Origin of the sequence: Gaetbulibacter aestuarii (assembly GCF_039537665.1) — a bacterium.
Classification (GTDB): domain Bacteria; phylum Bacteroidota; class Bacteroidia; order Flavobacteriales; family Flavobacteriaceae; genus Gaetbulibacter_A; species Gaetbulibacter_A aestuarii.
Window position 1 is genome coordinate 432,605 of the sequence record NZ_BAABAY010000001.1, and the last position, 26,384, is coordinate 458,988.

Below are 26,384 nucleotides of genomic sequence, written 5' to 3' on the forward strand. Positions count from 1 at the left end.
ATTGAGGTTCGAAACATTTATATTTACAATCTAAAAAATTTGAATACATGAACTCTCGTACAGTTGCTGATTTGTTATCTCAGGATATTACCATCCCTGAAGTTGAAATAAAAGGCTGGGTAAGAACTTTTAGAGCGAATCGTTTCATTGCCTTGAATGACGGATCGACGCTTCAAAATATTCAATGCGTTGTTGATTTTGAAAATTTCGATGAAGCCCTTTTGAAGAAAATTACTACCGGAGCCGCCATTCATGTAAAAGGTGAATTGGTTGAAAGTTTGGGTAAAGGTCAAAAGGTCGAAATTCAGGTTGAATCCTTAGAAATTCTGGGAGAATCTGATCCTGAAACCTATCCCATTCAACCTAAAAAACACTCTTTAGAATTTTTAAGAGAACAAGCGCACCTGCGAACCAGAACAAATACCTTTAGCGCCGTGATGCGTTTACGGTCTGCCTTATCGTTCGCCATTCATAAATACTTTAATGAGAACGGCTTTTATTACATGCATACGCCAATAATTACAGGAAGTGATGCTGAAGGAGCCGGAGAAATGTTCAAGGTTACCAATTTAGACCTTGATAACGTGCCAAAAAATGATGAGGGTAAAACAGATTACACCAAGGATTTCTTTGGTAAGGAAACCAATTTAACCGTTTCAGGACAATTAGAAGCCGAAACCTATGCCATGTCTCTAGGCAAGGTATATACCTTTGGCCCTACCTTCAGAGCAGAAAACTCTAATACATCGCGCCATTTGGCGGAATTCTGGATGATCGAACCTGAGGTAGCTTTTATGGACCTTCCCGGGAACATGGATCTGGCCGAAGATTTTATGAAATATGTATTAAAGTATGTTTTGGAAAACAACGCGGAAGATCTGGAATTTTTAGATAACCGCCTGCAAGACGAAGACAAACGTAAACCTCAAGCAGAGCGTAACCCAATGACCCTTATTGAAAAATTGAAGTTTGTTACTGATAACAACTTCATGCGAGTGAGTTATACTGAGGCTATCGACATTTTGCGGAATTCCAAACCAAATAAGAAGAAAAAATTCCAATATTTAATAGAAGAATGGGGAACAGATCTGCAAAGTGAACACGAACGTTTTCTGGTTGAAAAGCACTTTAAATGTCCTGTGATCTTATTCGATTATCCGGCAAATATCAAGGCGTTTTATATGCGTTTGAATGACGATGGAAAAACCGTAAGAGCCATGGATATATTGTTCCCAGGTATTGGCGAAATTGTTGGTGGCGCCCAGCGTGAAGAACGTTTAGAGGTTTTAAAACAAAAAATGGCAGCCATTAATATTCCGGAGGATGAATTATGGTGGTATCTGGATCTTCGAAAATTCGGTACTGCAGTGCACTCCGGATTCGGATTAGGCTTTGAGCGTTTGGTGATGTTTGTAACCGGAATGACCAATATCAGAGACGTGATTCCTTATCCCAGAACGCCACAAAACGCAGAGTTTTAGTAATTTTAATAAACTATTAGGTTTTACTTTACCTTTATGGTGAACAATTTTTTTTAAATTTAGCCTAAACCAAATCAAGGCATGCTCAAGCAACACTTACAATTTAAGTTATCGCAAAAACTGTCGCCACAGCAAATTCAGTTAATGAAACTGATCCAGCTACCTACGCAGGCATTTGAGCAACGCATAAAACAGGAAATTGAAGAAAACCCGGCTTTAGAAGGTGGTAAGGAAACTGCGGAGAGTGATTTTGATGACGATTTGGACAATTCCAAAGATGATTTTGATGATAACGACACCATTGACGCAGAAGACATCAATGTTGATGATTATTTAAGTGATGATGAAATTCCGGATTATCGCACCCAATCCAACAATTACAGCAGTGATGATGAGGATAAGAACGTGCCCTATGCTTCAGGAACATCTTTCACACAACACTTATTAAATCAATTAAACACCTATCGCTTAAGTGAGGAAGAACATGATATTGCCGAGTTCTTAGTGGGTAGTGTTGATGAGAGTGGGTATATCCGCAGAACGCTATCCGATATAATGGATGATCTGGCATTTACACAAAACGTGTTTACCACTGAAGATAAAATCGGATCAGTTTTAAAAACGGTTCAACAATTAGATCCGGCGGGCGTTGGTGCCCGAAACTTAAAGGAATGTTTAAGCATTCAATTGCATAGAAAGGAAAAAACTCCTGATACAGAACTTGCGATCAAGATTATCGATGAAGCCTTCGATCAGTTCACCAAAAAACATTACCAGAAGCTACTTCAAAAATTCGATATTACAGAGCTTCAGCTTAGGGATGCTATTAACGAGATTGAACACCTCAATCCAAAACCCGGAGGTTCTTACGCCGGAAATAATCGCATTGTAGAACATGTGGTTCCGGATTTTGCTATTAAGATCGTGGATGGCGTGCTAGACTTAACATTGAATGGAAGAAACGCTCCTGAGCTTCATGTATCCCGCGAATACAGTAATATGCTGAAAGGATATAAGGAAGCAAAGGACAAGTCTAAATCCCAAAAGGATGCCGTGGTTTTTATCAAACAGAAACTGGATGCCGCAAAGTGGTTTATCGAAGCCATTAAGCAACGTCAGCAAACGCTTTTTGTTACGATGAGTGCCATAATGGACTATCAAAAAGAATATTTCTTGACTGGCGATGAACGTAATCTAAAACCGATGATCCTAAAGGATATTGCCGATGAAATTAATATGGATGTCTCTACAGTTTCACGGGTGGCAAACAGTAAATATGTTGATACGCCTTATGGCACGAAACTTATAAAAGAGTTCTTCTCAGAATCCATGAAAAATGATCAGGGTGAAGATGTTTCTACACGTGAGATTAAAAAAATATTGGAGACTGTTATTGAGGAAGAAGACAAGAAAAAACCCCTAACCGACGAAACTTTAGCAGGAATTTTAAAAGATAAAGGCTATCCTATTGCACGACGCACCGTAGCCAAATATCGCGAACAATTGGATATCCCTGTGGCTCGTTTACGTAAAAAGATATGACCGATAAAATTCTAAGAAGTATTTCTTTTATATTTCATCCCCTGTTCATGCCGCTTTTGGGTGTGATTTTTTATTTCTCGAAAACCCCTCGGTTTATCCCGGACGAAGTTATCAGAGCCAAATTGATCTCTCTTTCTATTCTTACCATTATTTTACCTATACTGATCTATTTACTGCTTAATACCATCAATAAAGTAAACTCCATTTATTTGGAAACCAGCAAAGAACGCATTATACCCTTAGCTTTGAATTGTGTTATTATTATAATTATTCTAAAGCGTATAATCACACCCACTCAAATTATAGAGCTGTACTATTTTTTCATAGGGATTTTAATTTCTAATATAAGCTGTTTGGTTTTGGCTATTATGAAATTTAAAGCAAGTATTCATATAATCGCCGTTTCAGGTGTATTTATGTTCTTTATAGTGCTTAGCATTCACTTTAGCATCAATATTAATGGCACTTTAGCATTAATGGCCATCATGCTAGGTGCTGTAGCAACTTCCCGCCTGCATTTAAAAGCACATAATTCATTAGAGCTCATTATGGGTTTTTTCCTTGGGGTACTGCCCCAATTGGTATTGGTCAATTACTGGTTATAAAATAAAAAACATCAAGCCTAACTTTAGGGTATTCATGTCAATGGGAATCCCGTCGATATTAGCCTGATCATTAAATAAAGCATTCAGATTGTAATTCAGGTGTAAGTTCCAGGTATTGTATCCCACACTCAAGGTAAGTCCGTATTGAAACTTATTAAAATCGCTAACATTGATAAGTTTGATATCGCCCTGATTTCCGGAATACTTTACTGTGTTGTGAAATACATATCCCACCCTCAAACCGGTATATATCCGCCAGAAAGCATAATCTGTTGGCGTAGAGGTACGCCATCTAAATTCCAAAGGAACTTCAACTACCTGATTAGAAAATTTATTTTTGGTAAATGTTTGGGAATCATTCAGGATGCTATAAGTATAACCTCCGGCGCCATCTTTCGTGATTAAAAGATTCTGATTAAAGGAATTTGTAGCGTACCCAATACCGAGTCCGATAGACACATTACGACGCTTATTAATTGGCATATCGCGAATAAAGCCTAAATTAAACCCTAGAGAAAACCCATTTTGAGAAAGGGATTTTGGTTGGTTGCTTAACAAATTATAAGTAACACCAACATAAAACTGATCTTCACGGTATAGGGAGTCCACAGTGGAACTCAAGCCATCTCCCTGAGCCATTCCAAACCATGGAAAGCATAGTATTAAAAAAAGGATTTTTTTCATTAAATAATTAATCCGTCTAGATTACAATTTCCTCTAAAAATAAGAGATTTTAAGCATAAAATAAAAGGCGTTTTGAAATTCAAAACGCCTTAGTAGTTATAAAATTAAGAATGTTTAAAATTAATTTCGTCCAAAAACACTTCCTTTTTTGGTGGTATAATTAATCTTAAGTGCATTTACTTTGCGTAATTCTTGTTTCACGTCACCTACAATACCCATATTCGCGTCACTGTCTACTTTTAAGGCAGTGGTTAAAAATGGTACTAATTCCTCACGTTTTGATGCACGTTCGGCATTAATAAATGCAGGAATATCTGAAACATCTGCAAATTTATCATTCAATTGAATTCTCGCTTCAGTACCGTATTGCTTGTAATTCTGACTTGGTTTTCCTATGTAGATATACATTACCAAATCTTTCTTATCAAGCTTTTCTACCTGATCAGCGAACGGCAAGTTATTCTGAATCATCAAGGTGTTTTCCCGCATTACGGTAGCCACCATGAAAAAGAATAAAAGCATGAACACAATATCAGGTAATGCCGCAGTATTTACTGCCGGTACATCGCCTCCTTTTTTCTTTTTAAATTTAGACATATTATTTTTTGAATGTTAAATTTTACTTCGTGTCTTGAACTTCGGAAAGTTTTTGAGGATACTCAACTTTTATTTTTTCAATTTTTTCTTTAAGCTTATCCTTATTTCCGGGCCAATTTACATCGTTATAATTCGCCTCCATCTCTGCGAAGGTCTCTCCATATAATTCCTGAGCTCTACGATCTCGCAATTCATTATACGCCGCAACTAATTCGTTCTGCACGGCTATATACTGCTTATAAGAGGTTTCTCTGTTATTCGCTAATGAGATAATAGCTTTATCCGGATTATCTGAAGACGAAGGATCACGTTTACCCTGACAGTAACTGCAGTATCCCTCTTGTCCTTTCGGGATGCCTCCATTATCTAAAAACTCTTTGGCAGCTTCTCTTAGGTCCTTAAGATCCATTAATTCATCTTCAACAAGCAATTGATCCTTACCATTTAAAAGCACGGTAAAAATATTTTTTTGCTTGATCACCACATCCTCGTCATTATCCTCCATTGGAGGAAGTTTTCTGTTGATACCGGAGTCGGTTTCAATGGTTGTAGTAACCAGGAAGAAAATTAATAATAAGAACGCTATATCGGCCATAGAGCCTGCATTAACTTCTGGTGCTGCTCGTTTTGCCATAGTTTTATTTATTAAATATTTTTTTCACACTTGAAAATAACATAGATAAAATCGCCAGTACAGCCAACACATAAAATGTGTAAAGACCAGTACCTACATATCTAGAAATTTGCGGTGTAACGTTTTCTCCTTTAGCGATAAACGGTTGTAAATCCAGATTTGTTCCGGAAGATATTCCGTAAGAAATCAACACAATCACTAAAAAGGCACCTACGGTAAGCAGGGTTTTCTTGATATTTCCTGTAAATAGTCCTTTGATTACGAAAACTAAAACCAAAGCCAGAACAATTGCCAGTACAATGTAAGATACATATAGCATATTGTCAACCAGAGGGGAAGTCGTTTTCAAAACCTCTAGATCCGTACCCATAATCATCAATGCAATAAGAGCACCGCCTATGGCCAGGATAAAGGCTATTATTTTTATTATTTTTTGTAACATAATGTACGTTTAAATATTAGATTATTACTTTTTATTTCTGATCAATAGGTCCATTAAAGTAATGGAAGCATCTTCCATATCATTAACGATACTATCAATCTTAGCAATAATATAATTGTAGAAAATTTGAAGGATGATAGCCACGATCAAACCAAACACTGTTGTTAAAAGGGCTACTTTAATACCTCCTGCTACAAGTGATGGTTGCATATCACCGGCTGCCTCAATTTTATCAAAGGCTTGAATCATACCAATTACCGTACCCATGAAACCAAGCATTGGTGCCAAAGCGATAAATAATGAAATCCATGATACGTTCTTTTCTAATTGTCCCATTTGAACACCTCCGTAAGATACAACGGCTTTTTCAACAGATTCTAAACCTTCGTCAGTTCTGTCTAATCCCTGATAGAAAATAGAAGCAACAGGTCCTTTTGTATTTCTACAAACCTCTTTTGCAGCTTCAACACCACCAGAAGATAAGGCGTCTTCAACAGATTGTGTTAATTTTTTCGTATTAGTGGTTGAAAGATTTAAATAGATAATTCTTTCGATTGCTATCGCTAATCCTAAGATTAAACATAAAAGTACAATCCCCATGAACCCCGGGCTACCTTCAATAAATCGTTTCTTTAATTCTTGATGAAAACTTGCGCTCTCATCTGCTGATGCAGTAGCGGCTTGGTCATCTTGTGTTGCTACAGTGGTTGTAGCCGTCGTTGTAGTTGCAATTGTACTTGCGTTAGCTGTTCCGAATGCCATTAAACCAGTGATGGCAAGGATAGAAAATATTCTTTTCATGTTCTCGATCTTAATTTTATTAGTTAAAGTGTTAAAGATATAAAAAAAAAGTAATTTAAGTGTAAAAATTATCAGCAGAGAGGAAGGGATTCGAACCCTCGATACGCTTTTGACGTATACACACTTTCCAGGCGTGCGCCTTCGACCACTCGGCCACCTCTCTATATTTTCCTGTTCTAAAATTACGGGGGGTCAAATAACAAAAAAAACTTTAAACACTAAAATTTTCAAAGTTAATTTTAGGACAATTCTCCACATAATGACGTTTCAAACTTGGTTTTGAATTGATTATCAGAAACATCCTGTCCTAATAGATGCATTAACTTACCTAATGCCGCTTCGGTAGTAATATCCTTTCCTGAAATTACGCCTATTTTTTTTAACTGACTACTGGTTTCATACTGACCCATAATCACGCTACCACCCAAACATTGCGTTACATTAATAATATGTATTCCTTTTTTAATGGCATTAGAAAGTAAATTGATAAACCAGGATGCTGTGGTGCTATTTCCCGAACCAAAGGTTTCAATAATTACGGCCTTTAAATTGGCCGTATTCAAAATACTTGAAATTACGGCCTCCGAAATTCCGGGATACAACTTAATTAGTGCAATATTGGTATCCAAAGATTTATTTAATTTGAATGGCGCTTCGGATTTTCTTCGCAACAAATATTTATGATTCACCTTTAAATGAACACCCGATTCTGCAAGTTCGGGATAATTATACGATCTGAAGGCTTGAAAGTTTTCGGCGTTAACCTTAGTGGTACGATTACCACGGTACAATTTATATTCAAAATACAAGCACACTTCCTGAATTACCGGTTTACCATGCTCTTGCAACGAAGCTACCTGAATGGATGTGATCAGGTTTTCCTTGGCATCCGTACGCAAGTCGCCAATAGGTAATTGAGCACCGGTAAATACCACCGGTTTCTTTAGATTTTCCAGCATGAAGCTTAAAGCAGACGCTGTATAACTCATGGTATCACTACCGTGTAAAATTACAAAACCATCATAATCATCGTAATGATCCGCAATAATTTCAGCAATCTTAACCCAATAGTCCGGGTTGATATTACTGGAATCAATAGGTTCCTCCAGAGAAATCGTATTAATGTCGCAGGCCAACAAATGAAGCTCCGGAATCTGCTTCAACAGGTTATTAAAATTAAAGGCTTTTAAGGTACCGGTCTTAAAATCTTTGACCATACCAATGGTTCCGCCGGTATAAACCAATAATATGTTGGGTTTTTTATCCGTCATCATTATGCGTTAAAAATATCCTCAGAATTTTTTGTGGTAATCGCAGCAAGTTCTTCCGTAGACATATTGTAAAGGTCAGATAATTTTTCCAAAACATTTACAACATAAAGGCTTTCGTTTCGCTTACCGCGGAAAGGTACTGGTGCCAGATAAGGTGCATCGGTTTCCAAAACAATATGTTTAGGGTCAATTTGATTAATAAATTGATCTATTTTACCATTTTTAAAGGTTACCACACCACCAATTCCAAGCTTCATATTATAGGATAAGGCTTTTTTAGCCTGTTCCAGAGTGCCCGTAAAACAATGAAAAATACCAAAAAGATCCTCCCCTTTTTCACTTTCCAGAACATCAAAAACTTCATCAAAGGCATCCCGACAATGGATCACTATGGGTAATTTGTATTTTTTTGCCAGCTGAATCTGGTGTTTAAAAGCTTTTTGTTGAATCTCTAAAGTGCTTTTATCCCAATAGAGGTCGATACCAATTTCTCCTATGGCATAAAATTTTCGCTCTGCGAGATTGTTTTCAACATGCTGCAATTCTTCCTCATAATTAGCCTTCACATGCGTAGGATGCAACCCGGTCATTAAATATATATGGTCCGGATAGGCACGTTCTAAATTGAACATAGCTTGAGTGTAGGTGGAATCAATAGCAGGTATAAAAAAGCGTGAAACACCGGCATCCATTGCCCGTTGCATCATGGCTTCACGGTCGTCATCAAATTCTTCACTATATAAATGGGCATGTGTATCTGTTATAATCACGTCGTACTAATTTTCAATGTCATTCAATCTTAAGCAAAAATAATTGTTTTACATCATTATATTTGCCTAAAACTAAACAGATGGCATCGTTACAAGATTTTTTATTGGAAAAAGGCTATACTAAAGTGAAATTACACCTCACTAAAACCAATCATTTTGAAATAAAAGCCTCAATCAATGGTAAGAAAGGTTTATTCATTTTAGATACCGGTGCTTCCAATTCCTGTGTGGGTTTTGAGGGTATTGAAACTTTTCAACTTGATGCAGAAATTTCTGAAATTAAGGCTGCCGGTGCCGGTGCTATCGACATGGAAACCAAAATGTCGAAAAAAAATAAAATCAAGATTGGTAAGTGGAAACATAACAAAGCCATTTTGGTCCTTTTTAATCTAACGCATGTAAATACGGCCTTAACAAATCACAATTCCAAACCTGTTGATGGCATCATAGGGGCCGATATTCTTAAAAAAGCGAAGGGAATTATCGATTATCAAAAAAAATATTTATACCTAAAACTATAAAATTCGGTACAAAATCTTATTTTGTTTCACTTTTGTAATTTTTTACTTACACCTTATATAGCCTTGGTTTCGGAAGGTTTTTACAGACGATTTTAAGATATTTTCCTTCATTTGTTTAACGTTCTCTACAACCGTTAAACAAAAACATTGATAACTAATTCTTTTTTAATTGGTTACGTTATATTATATTTACCACGCTATTAATTAGTTCTTAGGGAGAATTAATGGAAGCTCTTAACTCTCGTAGTTAGGAGCTTCCGCGTTTTTAGACCATTTTACTTTCCATTTTAAAGCAAAAAAAGCTACCTCGTTAGAGATAGCTTTCATTTATTTTTAAGATTTGAAATCTTACAATTCCAAAGCTTTTTTTACATCATTGTCCATGAGCAATTCTTCCGGACTTTCCAGGGCTTCTTTCACAGCTACTAAAAAGCCTACACTTTCCTTGCCATCAATAATACGGTGATCATAAGAAAGCGCTACATACATAATGGGTCTGATCTCTACTTTTCCGTCAACAGCCACAGGGCGCTCAACAATGTTATGCATACCTAAAATACCACTTTGAGGTGGATTAATGATTGGCGTAGATAACATACTTCCGAAAACTCCACCGTTGGAAATGGTAAAGGTTCCTCCAGTCATTTCATCTACCGTAATTTTTCCGTCGCGAGCGCGAAGTGCTAAACGTTTAACTTCAGCTTCCACACCTCTGAAACTTAAATTCTCCGCGTTTCTGATCACAGGAACCATCAAGCCTTTAGGACCTGAAACCGCAATACTGATATCGCAAAAATCATAGCTTATCATGTCTTTACCATCGATCATAGAGTTTACTGCCGGGTACATTTTAAGCGCACGAACTACGGCAAGAGTAAAGAAGCTCATAAATCCTAGACTTACACCATGCTTTTCTTTGAACGCTTCTTTGTAAGCATTTCGTAATTCGAAAATAGGCGACATATCAACCTCGTTGAAAGTGGTTAACATGGCTGTCGTATTTTTAGCTTCTACCAAACGCTCAGCAACTTTACGGCGTAACATCGACATTTTACTTCTGGTAGTACCACGACTGCCTCCGGTTGGGGTTCCCATGGATGGTACCGCTTGCTGGGCATCATCTTTGGTAATGCGACCATCTTTCCCGGTTCCCTTCACTTCAGAAGCTTCCATTCCTTTTTCCGCTAATATTTTTTTAGCAGCCGGGCTGGCAGTTCCTGTAGCATAGGTTTTTTCTTCAGACGAACTCGCTTTCGGAGCTTCTTCTTTTTTATCTTCAGATTTTGGTTCTTCTTTGGCATCCGATTTAGGTGCAGCGCCGCCTTCAGGTTTTTCAGCATCGGTATCGATCAAACACACAACAGCTCCAACAGCAACAGCATCCCCTTCTTCCGCTTTTAGGGTAATGGTACCGCTAGCTTCTGCTGGCAATTCCAAGGTAGCTTTATCACTATCTACCTCTGCAATGGCTTGATCTTTTTCAACATAATCCCCATCTTCAACTAACCAGGTGGCTATTTCTACTTCGGTAATGGATTCCCCCGGCGACGGGACTTTCATTTCTAAAATCATTGGTAGTAATATTAATTATCTTGTATTATTTTTTTTCATTTTCAAAAACCGCATCAATTACACGGCGTTGTCTTCTTTTATCGCGAGTACTGGAACCGGGTGCCGGCACAGAACTGAAATCACGAGCACAAACCTCCAGTTTTACCAAATTCATGTGTTGTAACATAAAACTCCAGGCTCCCATATTTTGTGGTTCTTCCTGTGCCCAAACATAGTGTTTAACATTCGGATACCGGTCGATAACTTTTTGAATTTTTTCAAGGTGCAACGGAAATAACTGTTCCATGCGCACCAGAGCAATATCATCACGGTTTTGTTCTTCACGCTCATTTAACAGATCGTAATAGAACTTCCCTGTACAGAATACCAGTTTTTTTACATTTTTAGGGTCGATGGTATCATCGATAACCTCCTCAAATTGGCCTTCGGCTAGTTCACTTAACGACGACACAGCCTTTGGATGACGCAATAAACTTTTCGGTGTAAAAACAACCAGTGGTTTTCTAAAGCTGCGTTTCATTTGACGGCGCAACAAGTGGTAAAAGTTTGCAGGCGTGGTACAGTTAGTAACACTCATATTATCCTTTCCACATAATTGTAAGTACCGTTCAATACGTGCTGAAGAATGCTCTGAACCCTGACCTTCATATCCATGTGGTAACAAAGTTACGATCCCGTTCTGTGACTTCCATTTATCTTCCGCAGCAGATAAATATTGATCGAATATAATTTGAGCACCATTACTAAAATCTCCAAATTGTGCTTCCCAAATGGTCAAGGTGTTCGGATTGGCCATGGCATATCCGTAATCAAATCCTAATACACCATACTCAGACAACAGGGAGTTGTAAATATCCATTTTCCCTTTGTTGTTTGGGTTTGTATTTAAAAGATTGATACGCTCTTCGGATATTTCATCTCTTAAAATAGCATGACGGTGACTGAAGGTTCCGCGCTCTACATCCTGCCCCGATATACGCACATTAAAACCTTCTTCCATCAAACTTCCATAAGCTAAGGTTTCCGCCATACCCCAGTCGAGGGTGTCGGTTTCAAAAACCATTTTTGCACGCCCTTCCAGAATGCGTACTGCTTTACGTAAAAATTTTACACCTTCCGGAACCGTAGAAACTACCTTTGAAATATTTTCCAATTGTTTTTTTGGATAAGCAGTATCTACAGGCTTTAACATCGCCTGCAATCCTTGACGTTCAAATTTCGACCAGCGGTCTGGCATAAATTCTCTCACTTTTGAAGAATCAGCTTCTTTGGACTTTTCATACTCTTCTTCTAAAGTCGCTCTGAAATCAGCCTGAATTTTATCAACATAGGCCTGATCTATAGTCTTTTCAGCAATAAGTTTATCCGCATAGATATTAAAAGGATTCGGATGCTTTGCTATATTCTTGTATAGTTTTGGTTGCGTAAACCGCGGTTCATCGCCTTCATTATGACCGTACTTTCTATAGCCCAAAAGATCGATGTAGACATCTTTTTTGTAGCGCATACGATATTCCAATGCCATTTCTACCGCGTGAACTACGGCTTCAGCATCATCAGCATTAACATGCATTACGGGTGATAAGGTTACCTTTGCCACATCCGTACAATAGGTACTGGAACGCGCATCCAGATAATTTGTGGTAAATCCAATTTGATTGTTTACCACAATATGAACAGTCCCTCCGGTTTTATAGCCGTTCAACTGACTCATTTGTGCCACTTCATAAGCAATACCTTGTCCGGCTATAGCGGAATCCCCATGAACGATGATCGGGATAATTTTTGAATTATCACCATCATAATCCGCGTCAATTTTCGCTCTGGTAATACCTTCTGCAACCGGTGCTACGGTTTCTAAGTGTGAAGGGTTTGGCACCAGATTCATTTTTATATTTTTACCGTTCTGATAGGTTTTATCCAAGGTTAAGCCCAGGTGATATTTTACGTCGCCATCAATATTTTCATCTTCAAAATCCTTACCTTCAAACTCACTGAATAACTCGCGAACCGGTTTTCTAAAAATATTAACCAATGTGTTCAATCGTCCACGGTGAGCCATCCCGATCACGCATTCTTTAACTCCGTATTTTTCAACAGAATAAAAGAGCACATTACTAATGGCAGGAATCAAAGATTCTCCACCTTCCAAAGAAAAACGCTTTTGCCCAACATACTTTGTCTGCAAAAAGTTTTCGAAACTAACGGCTTGATTTAATTTGGAAAGAATATATTTTTTGGTCTCTTCAGAGAAGTTTGGCTGATTATCATTTTTATTGAGCTGCTCCTGCCACCAGGAAATCACTTCCGGATTTCTAAGGTACATATATTCAACACCAATAGAGCTGCAATAAATACGCTCCAGATGCGCTACAATTTCCCGAAGTGTTGCCGGCCCTAAGCCCAGGATCTCTCCCGCATTGAAAACCGTATCCAGATCATTTTCTGTGAGATCGAAATTTTTCAGCTCCAGGGTTGGGGTGTAACTTCGGCGATCACGTACCGGATTTGTTTTGGTAAATAAATGACCCCGCATTCGGTAGCCATCAATCAAGCGAACTACATGAAACTCCTTTTGAAGAAGTTCAGGCATTTGCGTAGAAACACCTTCCATGATTTCACCCTCCAAACCATAGTTTTCTGTTCCAAAATCATAGCCCTGGAAAAAGGCACGCCAACTTGGCTCAACAGAGTCAGGATTTTCTAAATATTGATCGTATAAATCGGCAAAATATGCCGTATGCGCTGCATTTAAAAAGGAAAATTTATCCATTATTATATTTAATACCGAAACGGTTAGTCAAAATATTCATCAAAAATACAACATTTACAATAATTAGATGTTTCTTTCCATCATAATTATCAATGGTTAAATATGGTTTTTATGATACCTCATTACAAGGCTTAATTTTGTTAGAAATTACAACCATTTTGTACATTAATCGAGATTTATTTAGTTGAAAAAACGACTCAGGAATACCTGGCTTTAAACCAAACCTTTTGCCATTCCCGTTTTAAAATCAAAAACGAAACGGCTTCAGCTAAAGCCACCATATCATCGCCTTCCAAAGCCCGAACCTGCTTTTCAGAAACATCAATAATGTAAAGGAGATTGAGATAATCAGCGAACTTTTCCTGAATGAGCTTAAAAACCGTTTCATGAAGTCCAATTTTTAACTGATCAGGTTCAATGTCATTAGGGAAATCGATGGCGATGTTTGCTAAATGAAAATCCTTATTTAGTTGTTGTACTAATTTGGAGTAAAGTTCATGCTTCTCAGCTTCAGTTAGGAGGCCGTCAATGTTTTGAGGAAATGCCATTTTATACAGTTCGGTTCATGAGCTTATCACCAAAATCTTTAAGCACAGATTTATGTGCATCTGAAATATCAAGATCATTTAAAACAGCATAGGCTTTTTTCGAATAATCTTCAATGGCCTTTTTTGTTTCTTCGGCTGCGCCGGAAGTTTTAAAAAGTTGCTTTACAGTTTTTATTTTTTCTGAAGGATCTTCAGGATTCGAACTAAATAATGTCTTTAGGTTTTCCCTATCAGATCCTTTTGAATACTCCAAAGCCTTCAAATACAAAAAGGTTTTTTTGTTTTCAATAATATCACCACCAACCTGTTTTCCAAAAGTTTCGGGATCTCCAAAAGCATCCAGGTAATCATCTTGTAATTGAAACGCGATCCCCAGATTTTTACCAAACTCGTAAATACGCACCTGATCGTTAACCGAAGCTCCGGCAATAATGGCTCCCATTTTCATGGCACAGCCCACCAGAACGGCAGTTTTGTACTCGATCATTTTCAAGTATTCAGGAATTGTAACATCATTTCGGGTTTCAAAATCTACGTCGTATTGCTGACCTTCACAAACCTCCAAAGCAGTTTTATTGAATATGCTGAATAATGATTTAAACGTTTCTGCCGAATAATTTTCCAGAAATCTATAAGCTATGATAAGCATGGCATCACCTGACAGAATTCCGGTATTCACATCCCATTTTTCATGTACAGTTTCTTGCCCTCGCCGTAAGGGAGCAGCATCCATAATATCATCATGAACCAAAGTGAAATTATGAAAAACCTCTACACACATGGCGGCTTGCAGAGCCTCTTTATAATGACCGTTAAAAATATCTGTTGTCATTAAGGTTAGCACCGGACGCAGGCGTTTCCCTCCTAAATTCAAAATATATTCAGCAGGTTCATAAAGATGCTTTGGTTCCTGTGCTACAGCATAGGTTTTTAAATGCGAAAGGAAATAGTCCTGATACTCTTGTATTGATAACATGTCACAAAAATAGTTTTTAAAATGTTTCCAAATACTATTCCATGTTAAGAATGTAAAATTATTGTAAAACTTTGGAAACTTTTTTTGTTTTTAAAGTTTCCGTGTGTATCTTTGCGCCCAATTATGAAAACAAAAATCACACATCTGGCAGCAGAGATGTTTTTAAACTTCGGAGTTAAAAGCGTCACCATGGACGATATTGCACAGGAAATGGGCATATCGAAGAAAACGATCTACGTGCATTTTAAGAATAAAACAAAATTGGTAGAGGCCGTTACTTTTGAGATTTTCGAACAGGTAAGTTCAGGTATCGATTGTATTTGTAATGCATCTCACAATCCGATAGATGAACTTTACGAGATCAAAATGTTTGTGATGAACTATTTGAAAAATGAAAAATCATCGCCGCATTTTCAATTAAAAAAATACTACCCGAAAATTTACGAAGGGCTTCAAAGGAAACAATTTGATAAAATGCAGGAATGCGTGAAAGCGAGTATCATCAAAGGCGTTGAAACAGGATTGTTTCGTTCTAAAATTGATATCGACTTCATTTCCCGAATGTATTTTATAGGCATGACCGGTATCAAGGACGAATTTATTTTTCCTAAAACAGAATATAAAATGGAGTATTTAATGGAGAGTTATCTGGAATACCATTTACGCGCCATTGTTACTGAAAAAGGATTACAGATTTTAAACAAATTCATTTCAAATCAAAATCAAATATACAATCAATCATAAAATGAAAATCAAACACTTATTTACACTATTAGTTTTGGTATCGAGCCAACTTTTTGCTCAGGAAACTCCCAAGGAATTTTCATTGCAGGAGGCTATCGATTTTGCCATTGAGAACAACCGAACCGCACAAAATGCCAGCAAGGATATTGATGCGGCCGAACAACGAAAATGGGAAACTACGGCAACCGGTCTACCTCAAATTAATGCCAAAATAGATTATCAAAACTTTTTAAAACAACAGGTATCGCTTATTCCTGCGGAGTTTTTCGGTGGTAATCCGGGAGAATTTGCCGAGGTTACTTTTGGTACAACCCAAAGCATCAACGCCACAGCAACAGTAACACAAAAAATATTCGATGGTTCGTATCTGGTAGGATTGCAATCAGCGAAAGTGTACTTGCAGATCTCTAAAAATGCTAAGGTTAAAACGGACCTTGAGGTTAGAAAACGCGTGATCCAGGCCTACGGAAATGTTTTAATGGCTGAAGAAAGCGAACATATCTTAAAAGAAAATGTAGAAACGTTAGAGAAAAACCTTTATGACATTAAAAAGATCTACGAAAATGGCCTGGAGGAAGAGGAAAGTGTAGAACAACTTGAAATTACGCTTTCCGGTGTAAAAAGTAATCTTAACAATGTGACCCGATTGAAAACGCTGGCCTACCAAATGCTTAATATCACTTTAGGTTTGGATGTAAATCATGAAACGGTGTTAACAGATAACCTGGAGAGTTTAACGAATCAGAATATTAATTTAGGTCTGATCTCAACAGAGTACGATCCTGAAAATACCATCGATTACAAAATTGCCGATAATACCAAAAGATCTAATGAACTGCTTTTAAAACTTGAAAAAAGTAAAGCCCTCCCCACTCTAAACACTTTCATTAATGGTGGCTATGTTGGATATAGCAACAGCTTCACCTTTGCCGATAAAGATCAAAAGTGGTTTGGCTCGTCACTTTTCGGCGTAAGCCTGAATATTCCAATTTTTAGCTCATTACAACGAAGTGCAGCCACACAACGCGCTAAAATAGAACTAGAAAAAGCGAAAGCAGATCTTATTGAGAAAGAACAACAGATCAAACTTCAGATCGCTTCAGCAAAAAGCAATTATGAATTTGCTGTTGAAGATTATCAGAATAAACGTCAAAATTTAAATCTGGCCGAACGCATAGAAAAGAAAAATGAAACTAAATTTTTCGAAGGTGTAGGCTCAAGTTTTGAACTCAGACAAGCTCAAATGCAATTATACACTGCACAACAAGAATACCTTCAAGCTATGCTTGATGTCATTAATAATAAAGCGGATTTAGAAACCGCGACCAATGCTATCAACAATTAAAATCAATCCTAAAATGAAACATATTTCAACTTTATTAATCCTAAGTATACTTTTAGCTTCCTGCGGAGGAAAAACTAAATCCGTAGAGGATATCATCGCATCGAACAATCTTGAAAAAATCCAAGAAAAGCGAAACGAAATTGAAGCGAAAAAATTAGAATTGACGGACCAATTAAACCAACTTGAAGCAAAAATTAAAGAACTCGATCCTCAGGAAAAAGTGCCTTTGATCACCACTTTTAAAGTTTTGGATACCGTTTTTACGCACTTTGTGGAATTACAAGGTAACGTTAGCACGAAACAAAATATAGTGATCTACCCTGAATTCTCAGGCGTTCTACTTCAAGTTTTCGTAAAAGAGGGCCAGAACGTTTCAAAAGGCCAAATATTAGCGAAGATTGACGATGGTGGTTTGAGTCAGCAATTATCACAATTAAAAATTCAAACAGCTTTAGCCAAAACCACCTTTGAACGTCAGGCCCGTTTATGGGAACAAAAAATTGGTAGTGAAATTCAATATTTACAAGCTAAAGCCACCTATGAAGCACAACAAGAAGCCGTAAAACAACTGAGCCAGCAGGTTGCTAAAACCGTGGTTCGAGCACCTTTTACAGGAACTATTGATGATGTGATCACCGATCAGGGAAGTGTGGTTGGAGCGGGTCAAACACCTTTATTCAGAATTGTGAACCTCAGCGATATGTACATCGATTCGGATGTTCCGGAAAGCTACATTTCAACCATTGTTCAAGGTAAGGAAGTGCAGGTAGAATTTCCTGTTCTCAACAAGACCATTGAAACTAAAGTGCGTCAGGCCAGCAGTTTTATCAATCCTGCAAACCGAACTTTTAAGATCGAAGTTGGTATTGGAAACAACGATAAATCTATCAAACCGAATTTAACGGCCAAGTTGAAAATTAACGATTATACAAACCCAAAAGCGCTTTTGATACCGCAAAGTATCATTTCCGAAAACGCTAATGGCGAGCAGTATGTTTATACTGTTGTAAATAAAGAGGGCCAAAATGCCACTGTAAAACGGGAAATTATTACCACCGGAAAAACACAAGGCGATTTTATTGAAGTGTTAACGGGAATTAAAGACGGTGAGGAAATTATCGATGAAGGTGCCCGAAGTGTGAAAGATGGTCAGAATGTAAAAATTCTGGACGTAAACAAGGCTAGCTAATTACCCAAAGACAAAACAAATGACAAAAGATAAACAAAAGAAAAAGGTAGATAAAGAATTCGGGTTTTCGTCGTGGGCCATTAATAACAAAACCACGATGTATGTCCTTATGGCGGTGATCCTCGTTTTAGGAGCCAAAGCCTATTTCAGTATGCCTCGTGAAAGCTTCCCTGAAGTTAAGGAAACCAAGATATATATTAGTTCGATCTATCCGGGGAATACCGCAGAAGATATTGAAAAACTCATTACTGATCCTATTGAAGATAAGTTGAAAACGGTAAGTAATGTAACGAAGGTTACTTCAACCTCTCAGGAAGATTATTCGATTATTATTGTAGAATTTGATGAGAATATTACCGTTGAAGATGCCAAGCAAAAGGTGAAGGATGAAGTAGACACTGAAACCTCGGGTGAAGACTGGCCAACGTTTAACGGAGCCAAAGTGGAACCTAATATTTTTGCGCTTAGCCTCTCTGAGGAAATGCCGATCCTGAATATCAATATTTCCGGTAATTATCCGGTGGATAAACTTAAAGAGTACGGGGAATATCTCCAGGATGAAATTGAAGGTTTAGACCAGATCAAAAAGGTTGATATTCGTGGCGCACAGGATAAAGAAGTTGAAGTGGCCGTAGATATCTATAAAATGATGGCTGCACAGGTAAGCTTCAATGATATCATTAATGCCATCCGGCAGGGTAATGTTACCATGTCGGCAGGGAATTTAATTACCAGCGGACAACGCAGAACCATTCGGATTATTGGTGAAATAGACGACCCCAAAGAACTGGATAATTTTGTGGTAAAAGCCGAGCACGGTAATGCCATTTATTTAAGAGATGTAGCGAAAGTAACGTTTAAGGATGAAGACAAAACCACGTATGCCCGTGAGTTTGGTGATCCTGTAGTGATGCTGGATGTAAAAAAACGTTCCGGAAAAAACATGGTAGCTGCCGCTGAACAGATCGAGACTATGGTGAATAAGGCTAAAGCCGAGGTTTTTCCTCCCGATCTGAAAGTTACTATTGCCAATGATCAATCTTCAAAAACGATTGCTCAGGTAGACGACCTGGTAAACAACATTATTTTTGGTATCATCCTCGTGGTTACTGTCCTGATGTTCTTTTTAGGGTTTAAAAATGCCTTGTTCGTTGGTTTCGCGATCCCGATGTCGATGTTCATGTCGCTCATGATACTTAATCAACTAGGCTATACCATGAACACGATGATCCTTTTTGGCCTTATCATGGGTCTGGGAATGCTCGTTGATAATGGTATTGTGGTTGTAGAGAACGTGTATCGCCTCATGTCTGAAGGTGTGCCACGTATTCAGGCAGCTAAAATGGGTATTGGCGAGATTGCATTTCCAATTATTATTTCAACAGCTACAACCGTTGCCGCCTTTATTCCGCTAGGTTTATGGCCGGGATTGATCGGTCAGTTCATGATCTATTTCCCGATCACCTTATCCGTAGTTCTGGGTTCTTCATTATTTGTAGCCATCTTTTTTAACTCGGTCATGGTATCGCAGTTCATGGCTGTTGAAGACAAAGAAATGCCTTTAAAACAGATCGTTAAAGTTTCTGCTATTTTTGGCGTGATCGGAATTCTTATCTTTTTGATTGGTGGTCCTTATCGTGGTTTAGGAACCTTAATGCTCGTTACAGTATTACTCTTATGGGTTTATAGATGGAAACTCAGAGGCTGGGCCAACACGTTTCAAAAACGAGGTTTACCCCGCTGGGAAAACTTTTATGAGAAAACGTTGAATTCCTTGCTTAAGGGACGCCGACCAATACTGATTGTTGTCGGAATGGTAATATTGCTTGTTGCTGCTTTTGCAAGTTTTGGTGCATCAATTGGAAGCCAGCGTACAAAAGTTGAATTTTTTCCAAATAATAAGCCGAATCAGATCATCGTCTATATTCAATATCCGGAAGGCACCGATATTAAAAAAACAAACGCTATTACCAAGGATATCGAGCAACGGGTTTATAAAATAATCAATGCTCCTGAATATATGGACGGCGATTATAATTTTATGACTGAAAGTGCCGTATCACAGGTTGGCGAAGGTGCCGGAAACCCACAAACTGATGGTGGTTCGCAGGCCGAAATGCCAAACCGTGGTAAAATTGTTGCAACCATGAGAGAGTATAAAGATCGTCGTGGCAAAGACAGTGAGGAACTTTATAACAAAATCCAGGAAGACTTAAAAGGTATTTATCCGGGCGTTGCTATTTCAGTTGAAAAAGACCCGGTTGGTCCTCCGGTAGGATATCCGATCAATATTGAACTTGAAGGTGATAATTATGACGATTTGATCGCGACCGCCGAAAACATGGTAAATTATATCAACTCCAAGAACATTCGCGGTATTGACGAATTGAAAGTAGATGTAAACAAAGCGAAACCTTCCATGCGTGTGGTAATCGATCGTGAAAAAGCCGGAGAACTCGGTGTGAATTCTGCTCAAGTTGGTCAACAGCTTCGCGATGCGATCTTTGGTTCCAAGGCAGGTATTTATAAAAAGGATGGCGATGATTATGATATTTATGTGCGCTTTAATGAGGAGAATCGCTATAATACCAGCGCCCTCTTCAATCAGAAAATCACTTTCAGAGATATGTCTTCAGGCCAGATAAAGGAGATCCCTTTATCCGCCGTTTCAAAACATAATAACAATTCCAGTTTTAGTTCTATTAAACACAAAGACACCAAACGTGTGGTAACTGTTTATTCCGCTTTGGCCCCGGGTTATAATGATGCCGGTGCCGTAGTATCGCAAATTCAAAATGAGATGCAGAGCTATGAGAATATGCCGAATAATATTAAAATAGATTACACAGGTCAAATTGAAGAACAAAATAAGCAAATGACCTTTTTATTGGGTGCCTTTTTCTCAGGTTTAGGTTTGATCTTCTTTATTCTCATCTTCCAGTTTAACTCCGTAACAAAACCGGGTATCATCATGATGGCTGTGTTCTTGAGTTTGATTGGAGTATTTAGCGGCTTAGTAATTACAGGAGCTCCCTTTGTGATCATGATGACCATGATGGGTATCATTTCCCTGGCAGGTATCGTGGTAAACAATGGTGTGGTATTGCTGGATTATACCCAGTTGCTTATCGATCGTAAAAAAGCAGCATACGGTTTGGAAGATGATCAATATTTGGAAACACCCTATTTGCTTGAGGCCATTATAAAAGGAGGTAAAGCCCGTTTACGTCCGGTATTGTTAACAGCCATCACGACCATTTTAGGACTGATACCCTTAGCTACCGGATTAAACATTAACTTCTTTACCTTGATGAGCGACCTTAACCCGCATATTTACACCGGAGGTGACAACGTAATTTTCTGGGGCCCACTGGCCAAGACCGTTATTTACGGCTTGTTTGTGGCTACCTTCCTTACGTTGATTGTAGTACCCATTTTATTCTTCCTGGTAACGAAATTCAAAATGTGGTTATACAAAGATCGTGTTGCGGACATGAGTAATCTTACTGCCACAGAAAGTACTGATATCATTTAATGATATTTCAGGTTTTAATTAGAAAAAGCCTCAACGCAAGTTGAGGCTTTTTGCATGACTAATCTGAGATGACCTATGATTTTAAACATATACCTCGGGGGAAGTAGATGTTTCGACTTCTTTTTTTGTTTTAATTCTCTCTGAAGTCGCGTTAGCAGACAACCAGTTAAGGTTTGTATCATACTTGTACATCTCATTTTCTTCTTCAGGATCCATGACCATGAGGTAAATCCATTTATTATCCAGAAGATTTTTTAGGGATTCATTTCTTGATAGAATATCAGTTACCCTTTTTAAAGGCGCTTGAATCACTACAGATAATCGAAGCGGTTTATGATAGAACGACGTATCTGTTTGTTTTAAAGATTGCAGTGGAAGCCCTAATTTGAGGTCACCACCATTTCCTTGAACAACACCAAATTTTCCGGTTATATTATGCGTAATTTTTGAACCTCCTCCAAAAACCTCATTATCCACACTGGAAAAATAATAATGGTTATTGATCCATTGGGTTACGACCATTGGACCCTGCATAATACCTTCCAAAGCTTTACCTTCTTTATCCTTATTCCATTGATATGAATGTAGAAAGCAACGACCGTCTAAGTTGTTGTACTTGGTTAATGAACGTGGCCCGATAATAAAACCGGCGTTTTTTGCCAGTCCCCATTCCGGACGCGTCTCACCCCAGTTATTTGCTTTCGTTTCAGCCATAGCAACACTGTTTTTAGAAGCTCCCAAACGCTCCGTTGTAGCTGTCTGTTGTGCTTTTTCCAAATCAGTTTTAAGGATCTTTAAAGCTTCATGATGCGATGCTGGAACGTCTTCATCAAACAAAAGGATGGCATCAGTGGTTGTATTGTGTTCTCCACCAATAAACACAGTATCCTCCGGAATATCGTAATGGTATTCCTTGTTCAAAACGTTTCTTACTTCAGGCATATTGGCCAGTTTAGCTAATAATCTGGCGTTATGACGCCCCGGACTTGCAGCACAGGCACCACAATCCAAACTGGACCCAAAAGGGTTATTAGCTGTTTGGCTGCCATGACCGATAAACAGGACCAGGCGTGCAAAATGATTCCAACCCATAAGGTCGAAGGCCGACTTTACAATACTTGCCTTTTCATTAACTGAAACCTCATCATGTCCTGAACAAGCACTCATTTCAGGTGAACATATGGGTTCAAAACCTGTGTTTTCATGTTTTTCCAAGGGATTACTCACTCGGGAAGCCAAAGTTCTCATCAATAAAGAAAATCCGTAAAAGAAACCACTGGCCTCCACAAAACCAAAAGCAGAAGGCAACATACTCTTCATACGCTTTAAAAAGTAATATTTAAAGTCGTTTTGCTTCACTTTGAGTTTATAATTTTCTAACGCTCCAACTTGTTCAGGTTTTCCTTGCTCTTTCACTTTGTAAGCTGAAGTAACAATTGGAGGGCATGATTTATAGGTTACCCCGTCATCTAAATGTTCATAATCCATTGCAATTCCGAAGAATCCGGCATAACCATGAGTTTCATAATGTCCTTTAGTTTCAATATGACGACGTATCAATTCAGACCGTGTATCGATACAAAATACCATTTGAGCATCAGGCACTTTTTCGTGATCATCAGGTTCAACTTCAGCCGAGCGACTCAGTGTTTTTACCAAACTATTTTGCCAGCTTTTTTCCCAGGCTTCAAGAAAAATTCCCGGAATCTGTAATTGAGATGATTCTGAAAGATCTTCAATATTTTCAGGTAGTAATTCAGCATGAATAACATGCGCTACAAATAATCTTACAGCGAGGTATTCCTGTAAAGAAATAGGATATTTTTCCTGCCAGATGGATTCTGATTGCGTTCTGTAATTAATATAACCTGTCCATCCCGGCAAGGCTGCAAGGTGGTATGTAAATAAGGTATCAATGTCTTTTGAATCAATATCTTTTAAGATCAATTCCAATGCAGCATCAGCCGATTCCGGAATATCCTTCAATTTCAATTTTGGTAATTCCGAATCGTATATTGCGAGTTCACGCCAAGAGCGGTAAAACCCTTCTTCTTTAAAAGGCATGGTCCAATCGGCCAAACCTTCATCCATAAAAGTTGCCAGCCATTTGGATATTATGCGGTCCAGGTCGTGGTTTGGCTTTACTGTTAATCCATTATTCTCCTGCTCCTCTACTGTCATTTGTTGCAGATAAAACTCCGGTGATTCAGTGAAATTCTGTTTTTTTAGTAAATCGATAAGAATTTCATTATGGATCTCACCTTGTTTCAAAGCGTCATCGAAAACAGAAGCACTGGGATATACCGTTGCACTCAAATATTTTCGCGCTTGCGAAATAGCCTCATCAAAACTCAGGTTTTCGTAGCCTGATAAGGGGTTTGATGTTACAAATGAATACAGTGGCCAGGTTTTTCCAATAACCTTGGACGCCTTTTCAATTTTGTTTTTGATTTGTTCTTGTGTCATGATGTTTTCGATTTATACATTACTACCGTTTTAGGATCAGGCTGTGTTAAGTTCATAAGCTTCACAAATAACCATGGATATTTTCGGTAGATGCCTAGTTTCATAATGAAGAATCCTATGAAGAATACGATCCCAAATCCAATTTCCACACCGGTTAATGGTGCATGAATTACGGCCATAGGAACATCTGCCATGAGCAAGGTCATTCCATTGTACATCAGGGCATAAGCGGAGATGCCTACGATGAACAGCACCGTAGGCAGTACCAGCTTCTGAGTGTAACTCAGACTCTTCTCTTTCACAATATTGTAAGTAGCCTGACCAACGGTGATCGCCACGATAAGCGTAAGGAATAATCCGCTGTTCAAACCTATATGTTTTCCTGTTAAAAAGGTGAATAACCAGGCTCCAAGCAAACCAAATATCAATACCACTATGGCTTGCAGTGGTTTAATCCTAATATATGGGTTAGCCTTAGGGTTCGATTTACCAACTTCCTCTCCTGCGGAAAGAAATAAATAGGCTTTGTAGAATCCATGAAGAACCAAATGCACAACAGCAGCATTGAAAAATCCGAGACCACATTGCATGATCATGAAACCCATCTGCGCAATTGTAGAACAGGCTAATTTTTGTTTTACATTCACTTGTAAGAGTTTCGCAAACTGAGCGATTACTGCAGTTAATCCTCCAATAACAAATAGGATGATTAATGTATCTGAGGTAAATAACACCACAGCAAACAAGGTGAGTAAAATTCCGGATCCATTTACAAATCCTGCATGCATTAGAGCAGAAGACGGTGTTGGTGCCGTCATGGCCGAAAGCAACCAACGATGGAAGGGATACATTGACGACTGTATGATGGCTGCCGTAATGATGCATAACGCCGCAATAAGCACTACAGGTGACGGTAATTGATCGACCTGACCAATAATCCCTGTTAAGGTTGTAGTCTCTGCGTAAGTTGCGAGCAATAAAATTCCTGCGCCGAGAAAAGCGGTTCCGGTCGCAAAATATTTTAGGGCCAATTTAGAAGCTTGTCTGGCTTCCCCCCAACGGCGATCAATACCAATCAGTTGGGACATAAAAACACCTGAAAGCAACCAGGCGATCAGCATAAGGCCCAAATGGTTTGCCAAAACGAAAACCATAACAGAAAGCGTAAAGCTTAAACACAAAACTGAAAATCTGGCTTCGTATTTAAAGCCTTTCAGGTAGTTTTTACTGTAGCTACTAATAAGCGCACTGAAAAAGGAAACCATGGTCCAGATCAGGATGGTAAAACCATTTAAATGTAAAAGTGAACCGTAATGCCAGGGTGTAACTCTGGGGTAACTTGCTAATAGATAAATCAAATTTACCGCGAAAAGCAACCACAAGACAACCCGAACACTCCCGGTAATCCATTTTGTAGCTGTATTATTTGAATTCATATGTTGTTTGTATTGTTTGAAAAAATTAAAGACTAGATCCTGAAATTATTTCAAATCTATTCCTCTGCAGTGATCTCAAGAATGCCATTAATTTTAAATCGGGTCTTGGTATCTTTTTGACTGTTAATAAAATTTAAAGCCTTTTCCTTTTCTTTTCGGAGTTGATGAATGCGATCATCGAGATCTGAAGTATTTACACTGTGATCGTCTTCCCATTTTTGAAGCCTTTGAATTTTATGAAAATTAATCTTTTCATTGATGAGATTCGTAATGATGTTTGAGGCTTCCGGTCCTGTAAATGTTCCATCTACCAATTGAATGTTTTCTTGGGTTTGGGTAGCATTCACAATTGCCATTTCTTTTGTTTCCATATTAAAGGTTTAGTAGTAAAAATTAAATTCGATGCAAATATCGAAGGAATTATTCATTAATTTTTATTTATATTTGTTATC

The 26,384-nt window shown here is 38.2% G+C and carries 22 protein-coding genes and 1 tRNA gene; 8 read left to right on the top strand and 15 right to left on the bottom strand.

The window, feature by feature from the left end:
* The first annotated feature begins 47 nt into the window (after window positions 1–47).
* The 3 genes from asnS (at window position 48) to ABD682_RS01800 (ending at window position 3,628) form a co-directional block, all read left to right on the top strand.
* Window positions 48–1,481: an asparagine--tRNA ligase gene (gene asnS / locus ABD682_RS01790; RefSeq protein WP_344738368.1), complete on the top strand. Its 1,434-nt coding sequence runs from the start codon at window positions 48–50 to the stop codon at window positions 1,479–1,481.
* Between the two features lie 81 nt (window positions 1,482–1,562).
* Entirely contained in the window at window positions 1,563–3,023 is a 1,461-nt protein-coding gene (gene rpoN, locus ABD682_RS01795) for an RNA polymerase factor sigma-54 (RefSeq protein WP_344738370.1), read from the top strand.
* A complete protein-coding gene (locus ABD682_RS01800) occupies window positions 3,020–3,628 on the top strand; it encodes a hypothetical protein (protein WP_344738372.1) in 609 nt (202 codons plus the stop codon). Before rpoN ends, ABD682_RS01800 begins: the two co-directional genes overlap by 4 nt.
* Here the strand turns inward: ABD682_RS01800 and ABD682_RS01805 are convergent.
* The 8 genes from ABD682_RS01805 to ABD682_RS01840 all read right to left on the bottom strand — a co-directional run bounded on the left by ABD682_RS01805 (window position 3,623) and on the right by ABD682_RS01840 (window position 8,827).
* Window positions 3,623–4,312, bottom strand: coding sequence for a porin family protein (locus ABD682_RS01805; protein ID WP_344738374.1), 690 nt, complete (start codon window positions 4,310–4,312; stop codon window positions 3,623–3,625). The two genes, ABD682_RS01800 and ABD682_RS01805, sit on opposite strands and share 6 nt — an antisense overlap.
* Before the next feature lie 120 nt (window positions 4,313–4,432).
* Window positions 4,433–4,909, bottom strand: a complete 477-nt coding sequence (locus tag ABD682_RS01810) for an ExbD/TolR family protein (protein WP_344738376.1) — start codon at window positions 4,907–4,909, stop codon at window positions 4,433–4,435.
* Between the two features lie 22 nt (window positions 4,910–4,931).
* Window positions 4,932–5,543 carry an ExbD/TolR family protein gene (locus ABD682_RS01815; protein ID WP_344738378.1) on the bottom strand — a complete coding sequence of 204 codons (612 nt, stop codon included), beginning with the start codon at window positions 5,541–5,543 and terminating at the stop codon, window positions 4,932–4,934.
* 4 nt (window positions 5,544–5,547) lie between these two features.
* The gene (locus tag ABD682_RS01820) at window positions 5,548–5,985 is read right to left on the bottom strand and encodes a hypothetical protein (protein ID WP_344738380.1); all 438 of its coding nucleotides are present in this window, start codon (window positions 5,983–5,985) and stop codon (window positions 5,548–5,550) included.
* A gap of 24 nt (window positions 5,986–6,009) precedes the next feature.
* Entirely contained in the window at window positions 6,010–6,786 is a 777-nt protein-coding gene (locus ABD682_RS01825; protein WP_344738382.1) for a MotA/TolQ/ExbB proton channel family protein, read from the bottom strand.
* A 75-nt stretch (window positions 6,787–6,861) separates the two neighbouring features.
* Window positions 6,862–6,949 (bottom strand) — tRNA-Ser (locus tag ABD682_RS01830).
* Between the two features lie 76 nt (window positions 6,950–7,025).
* Window positions 7,026–8,057 (bottom strand): asparaginase, encoded by a 1,032-nt coding sequence (locus tag ABD682_RS01835; RefSeq protein ID WP_344738384.1) that lies wholly within the window; start codon window positions 8,055–8,057, stop codon window positions 7,026–7,028.
* A 2-nt stretch (window positions 8,058–8,059) separates the two neighbouring features.
* Window positions 8,060–8,827 carry a TatD family hydrolase gene (locus ABD682_RS01840; protein WP_344738386.1) on the bottom strand — a complete coding sequence of 256 codons (768 nt, stop codon included), beginning with the start codon at window positions 8,825–8,827 and terminating at the stop codon, window positions 8,060–8,062.
* Between the two features lie 80 nt (window positions 8,828–8,907).
* Here ABD682_RS01840 and ABD682_RS01845 point away from each other — a divergent pair, with 80 nt between their 5' ends.
* Window positions 8,908–9,348 carry a retropepsin-like aspartic protease gene (locus tag ABD682_RS01845; RefSeq protein ID WP_344738388.1) on the top strand — a complete coding sequence of 147 codons (441 nt, stop codon included), beginning with the start codon at window positions 8,908–8,910 and terminating at the stop codon, window positions 9,346–9,348.
* 348 nt (window positions 9,349–9,696) lie between these two features.
* On the opposite strand, the gene odhB is transcribed toward ABD682_RS01845, so the two are convergent.
* From odhB to ABD682_RS01865, 4 genes are all read right to left on the bottom strand, one after another.
* The gene (odhB, locus tag ABD682_RS01850; protein WP_344738390.1) at window positions 9,697–10,920 is read right to left on the bottom strand and encodes a 2-oxoglutarate dehydrogenase complex dihydrolipoyllysine-residue succinyltransferase; all 1,224 of its coding nucleotides are present in this window, start codon (window positions 10,918–10,920) and stop codon (window positions 9,697–9,699) included.
* Between the two features lie 25 nt (window positions 10,921–10,945).
* A complete protein-coding gene (locus ABD682_RS01855; RefSeq protein ID WP_344738392.1) occupies window positions 10,946–13,693 on the bottom strand; it encodes a 2-oxoglutarate dehydrogenase E1 component in 2,748 nt (915 codons plus the stop codon).
* Between the two features lie 197 nt (window positions 13,694–13,890).
* Complete coding sequence (locus ABD682_RS01860) at window positions 13,891–14,241, bottom strand: hypothetical protein (RefSeq protein ID WP_344738397.1); 351 nt, start codon at window positions 14,239–14,241, stop codon at window positions 13,891–13,893.
* Window position 14,242: 1 nt separating this feature from the next.
* Window positions 14,243–15,217 (bottom strand): polyprenyl synthetase family protein, encoded by a 975-nt coding sequence (locus ABD682_RS01865; RefSeq protein ID WP_344738400.1) that lies wholly within the window; start codon window positions 15,215–15,217, stop codon window positions 14,243–14,245.
* Window positions 15,218–15,340: 123 nt separating this feature from the next.
* Here ABD682_RS01865 and ABD682_RS01870 point away from each other — a divergent pair, with 123 nt between their 5' ends.
* The 4 genes from ABD682_RS01870 to ABD682_RS01885 are packed head-to-tail and all read left to right on the top strand — an operon-like array spanning window position 15,341 to window position 22,030.
* Window positions 15,341–15,961: a TetR/AcrR family transcriptional regulator gene (locus tag ABD682_RS01870; RefSeq protein ID WP_344738402.1), complete on the top strand. Its 621-nt coding sequence runs from the start codon at window positions 15,341–15,343 to the stop codon at window positions 15,959–15,961.
* A 1-nt stretch (window position 15,962) separates the two neighbouring features.
* Entirely contained in the window at window positions 15,963–17,306 is a 1,344-nt protein-coding gene (locus tag ABD682_RS01875; protein WP_344738404.1) for a TolC family protein, read from the top strand.
* 13 nt (window positions 17,307–17,319) lie between these two features.
* Window positions 17,320–18,495 (top strand): efflux RND transporter periplasmic adaptor subunit, encoded by a 1,176-nt coding sequence (locus tag ABD682_RS01880; protein ID WP_344738406.1) that lies wholly within the window; start codon window positions 17,320–17,322, stop codon window positions 18,493–18,495.
* A gap of 19 nt (window positions 18,496–18,514) precedes the next feature.
* Window positions 18,515–22,030: an efflux RND transporter permease subunit gene (locus ABD682_RS01885; RefSeq protein ID WP_344738409.1), complete on the top strand. Its 3,516-nt coding sequence runs from the start codon at window positions 18,515–18,517 to the stop codon at window positions 22,028–22,030.
* 81 nt (window positions 22,031–22,111) lie between these two features.
* On the opposite strand, the gene ABD682_RS01890 is transcribed toward ABD682_RS01885, so the two are convergent.
* Genes ABD682_RS01890 through ABD682_RS01900 form a run of 3 tightly spaced genes read right to left on the bottom strand, consistent with a single transcriptional unit; the run spans window position 22,112 to window position 26,303 of the window.
* Window positions 22,112–24,496, bottom strand: coding sequence for a DUF2309 domain-containing protein (locus ABD682_RS01890; protein ID WP_344738411.1), 2,385 nt, complete (start codon window positions 24,494–24,496; stop codon window positions 22,112–22,114).
* On the bottom strand, window positions 24,493–25,932 hold the full coding sequence (locus ABD682_RS01895; protein WP_344738414.1) for a proton-conducting transporter transmembrane domain-containing protein: 1,440 nt from the start codon (window positions 25,930–25,932) through the stop codon (window positions 24,493–24,495). Before ABD682_RS01895 ends, ABD682_RS01890 begins: the two co-directional genes overlap by 4 nt.
* 56 nt (window positions 25,933–25,988) lie before the next feature.
* Window positions 25,989–26,303: a hypothetical protein gene (locus ABD682_RS01900; RefSeq protein WP_344738416.1), complete on the bottom strand. Its 315-nt coding sequence runs from the start codon at window positions 26,301–26,303 to the stop codon at window positions 25,989–25,991.
* Window positions 26,304–26,384: the final 81 nt, after the last annotated feature.

Coding starts and splice junctions, on each gene's coding strand:
- asnS (WP_344738368.1), top strand. CDS start 48: ATGAACTCTCGTACAGTTGCTGATTTGTTATCTCAGGATATTACCATC.
- rpoN (WP_344738370.1), top strand. CDS start 1,563: ATGCTCAAGCAACACTTACAATTTAAGTTATCGCAAAAACTGTCGCCA.
- ABD682_RS01800 (WP_344738372.1), top strand. CDS start 3,020: ATGACCGATAAAATTCTAAGAAGTATTTCTTTTATATTTCATCCCCTG.
- ABD682_RS01805 (WP_344738374.1), bottom strand. CDS start 4,312: ATGAAAAAAATCCTTTTTTTAATACTATGCTTTCCATGGTTTGGAATG.
- ABD682_RS01810 (WP_344738376.1), bottom strand. CDS start 4,909: ATGTCTAAATTTAAAAAGAAAAAAGGAGGCGATGTACCGGCAGTAAAT.
- ABD682_RS01815 (WP_344738378.1), bottom strand. CDS start 5,543: ATGGCAAAACGAGCAGCACCAGAAGTTAATGCAGGCTCTATGGCCGAT.
- ABD682_RS01820 (WP_344738380.1), bottom strand. CDS start 5,985: ATGTTACAAAAAATAATAAAAATAATAGCCTTTATCCTGGCCATAGGC.
- ABD682_RS01825 (WP_344738382.1), bottom strand. CDS start 6,786: ATGAAAAGAATATTTTCTATCCTTGCCATCACTGGTTTAATGGCATTC.
- ABD682_RS01835 (WP_344738384.1), bottom strand. CDS start 8,057: ATGACGGATAAAAAACCCAACATATTATTGGTTTATACCGGCGGAACC.
- ABD682_RS01845 (WP_344738388.1), top strand. CDS start 8,908: ATGGCATCGTTACAAGATTTTTTATTGGAAAAAGGCTATACTAAAGTG.
- odhB (WP_344738390.1), bottom strand. CDS start 10,920: ATGATTTTAGAAATGAAAGTCCCGTCGCCGGGGGAATCCATTACCGAA.
- ABD682_RS01855 (WP_344738392.1), bottom strand. CDS start 13,693: ATGGATAAATTTTCCTTTTTAAATGCAGCGCATACGGCATATTTTGCC.
- ABD682_RS01860 (WP_344738397.1), bottom strand. CDS start 14,241: ATGGCATTTCCTCAAAACATTGACGGCCTCCTAACTGAAGCTGAGAAG.
- ABD682_RS01865 (WP_344738400.1), bottom strand. CDS start 15,217: ATGTTATCAATACAAGAGTATCAGGACTATTTCCTTTCGCATTTAAAA.
- ABD682_RS01870 (WP_344738402.1), top strand. CDS start 15,341: ATGAAAACAAAAATCACACATCTGGCAGCAGAGATGTTTTTAAACTTC.
- ABD682_RS01875 (WP_344738404.1), top strand. CDS start 15,963: ATGAAAATCAAACACTTATTTACACTATTAGTTTTGGTATCGAGCCAA.
- ABD682_RS01880 (WP_344738406.1), top strand. CDS start 17,320: ATGAAACATATTTCAACTTTATTAATCCTAAGTATACTTTTAGCTTCC.
- ABD682_RS01885 (WP_344738409.1), top strand. CDS start 18,515: ATGACAAAAGATAAACAAAAGAAAAAGGTAGATAAAGAATTCGGGTTT.
- ABD682_RS01890 (WP_344738411.1), bottom strand. CDS start 24,496: ATGACACAAGAACAAATCAAAAACAAAATTGAAAAGGCGTCCAAGGTT.
- ABD682_RS01895 (WP_344738414.1), bottom strand. CDS start 25,932: ATGAATTCAAATAATACAGCTACAAAATGGATTACCGGGAGTGTTCGG.
- ABD682_RS01900 (WP_344738416.1), bottom strand. CDS start 26,303: ATGGAAACAAAAGAAATGGCAATTGTGAATGCTACCCAAACCCAAGAA.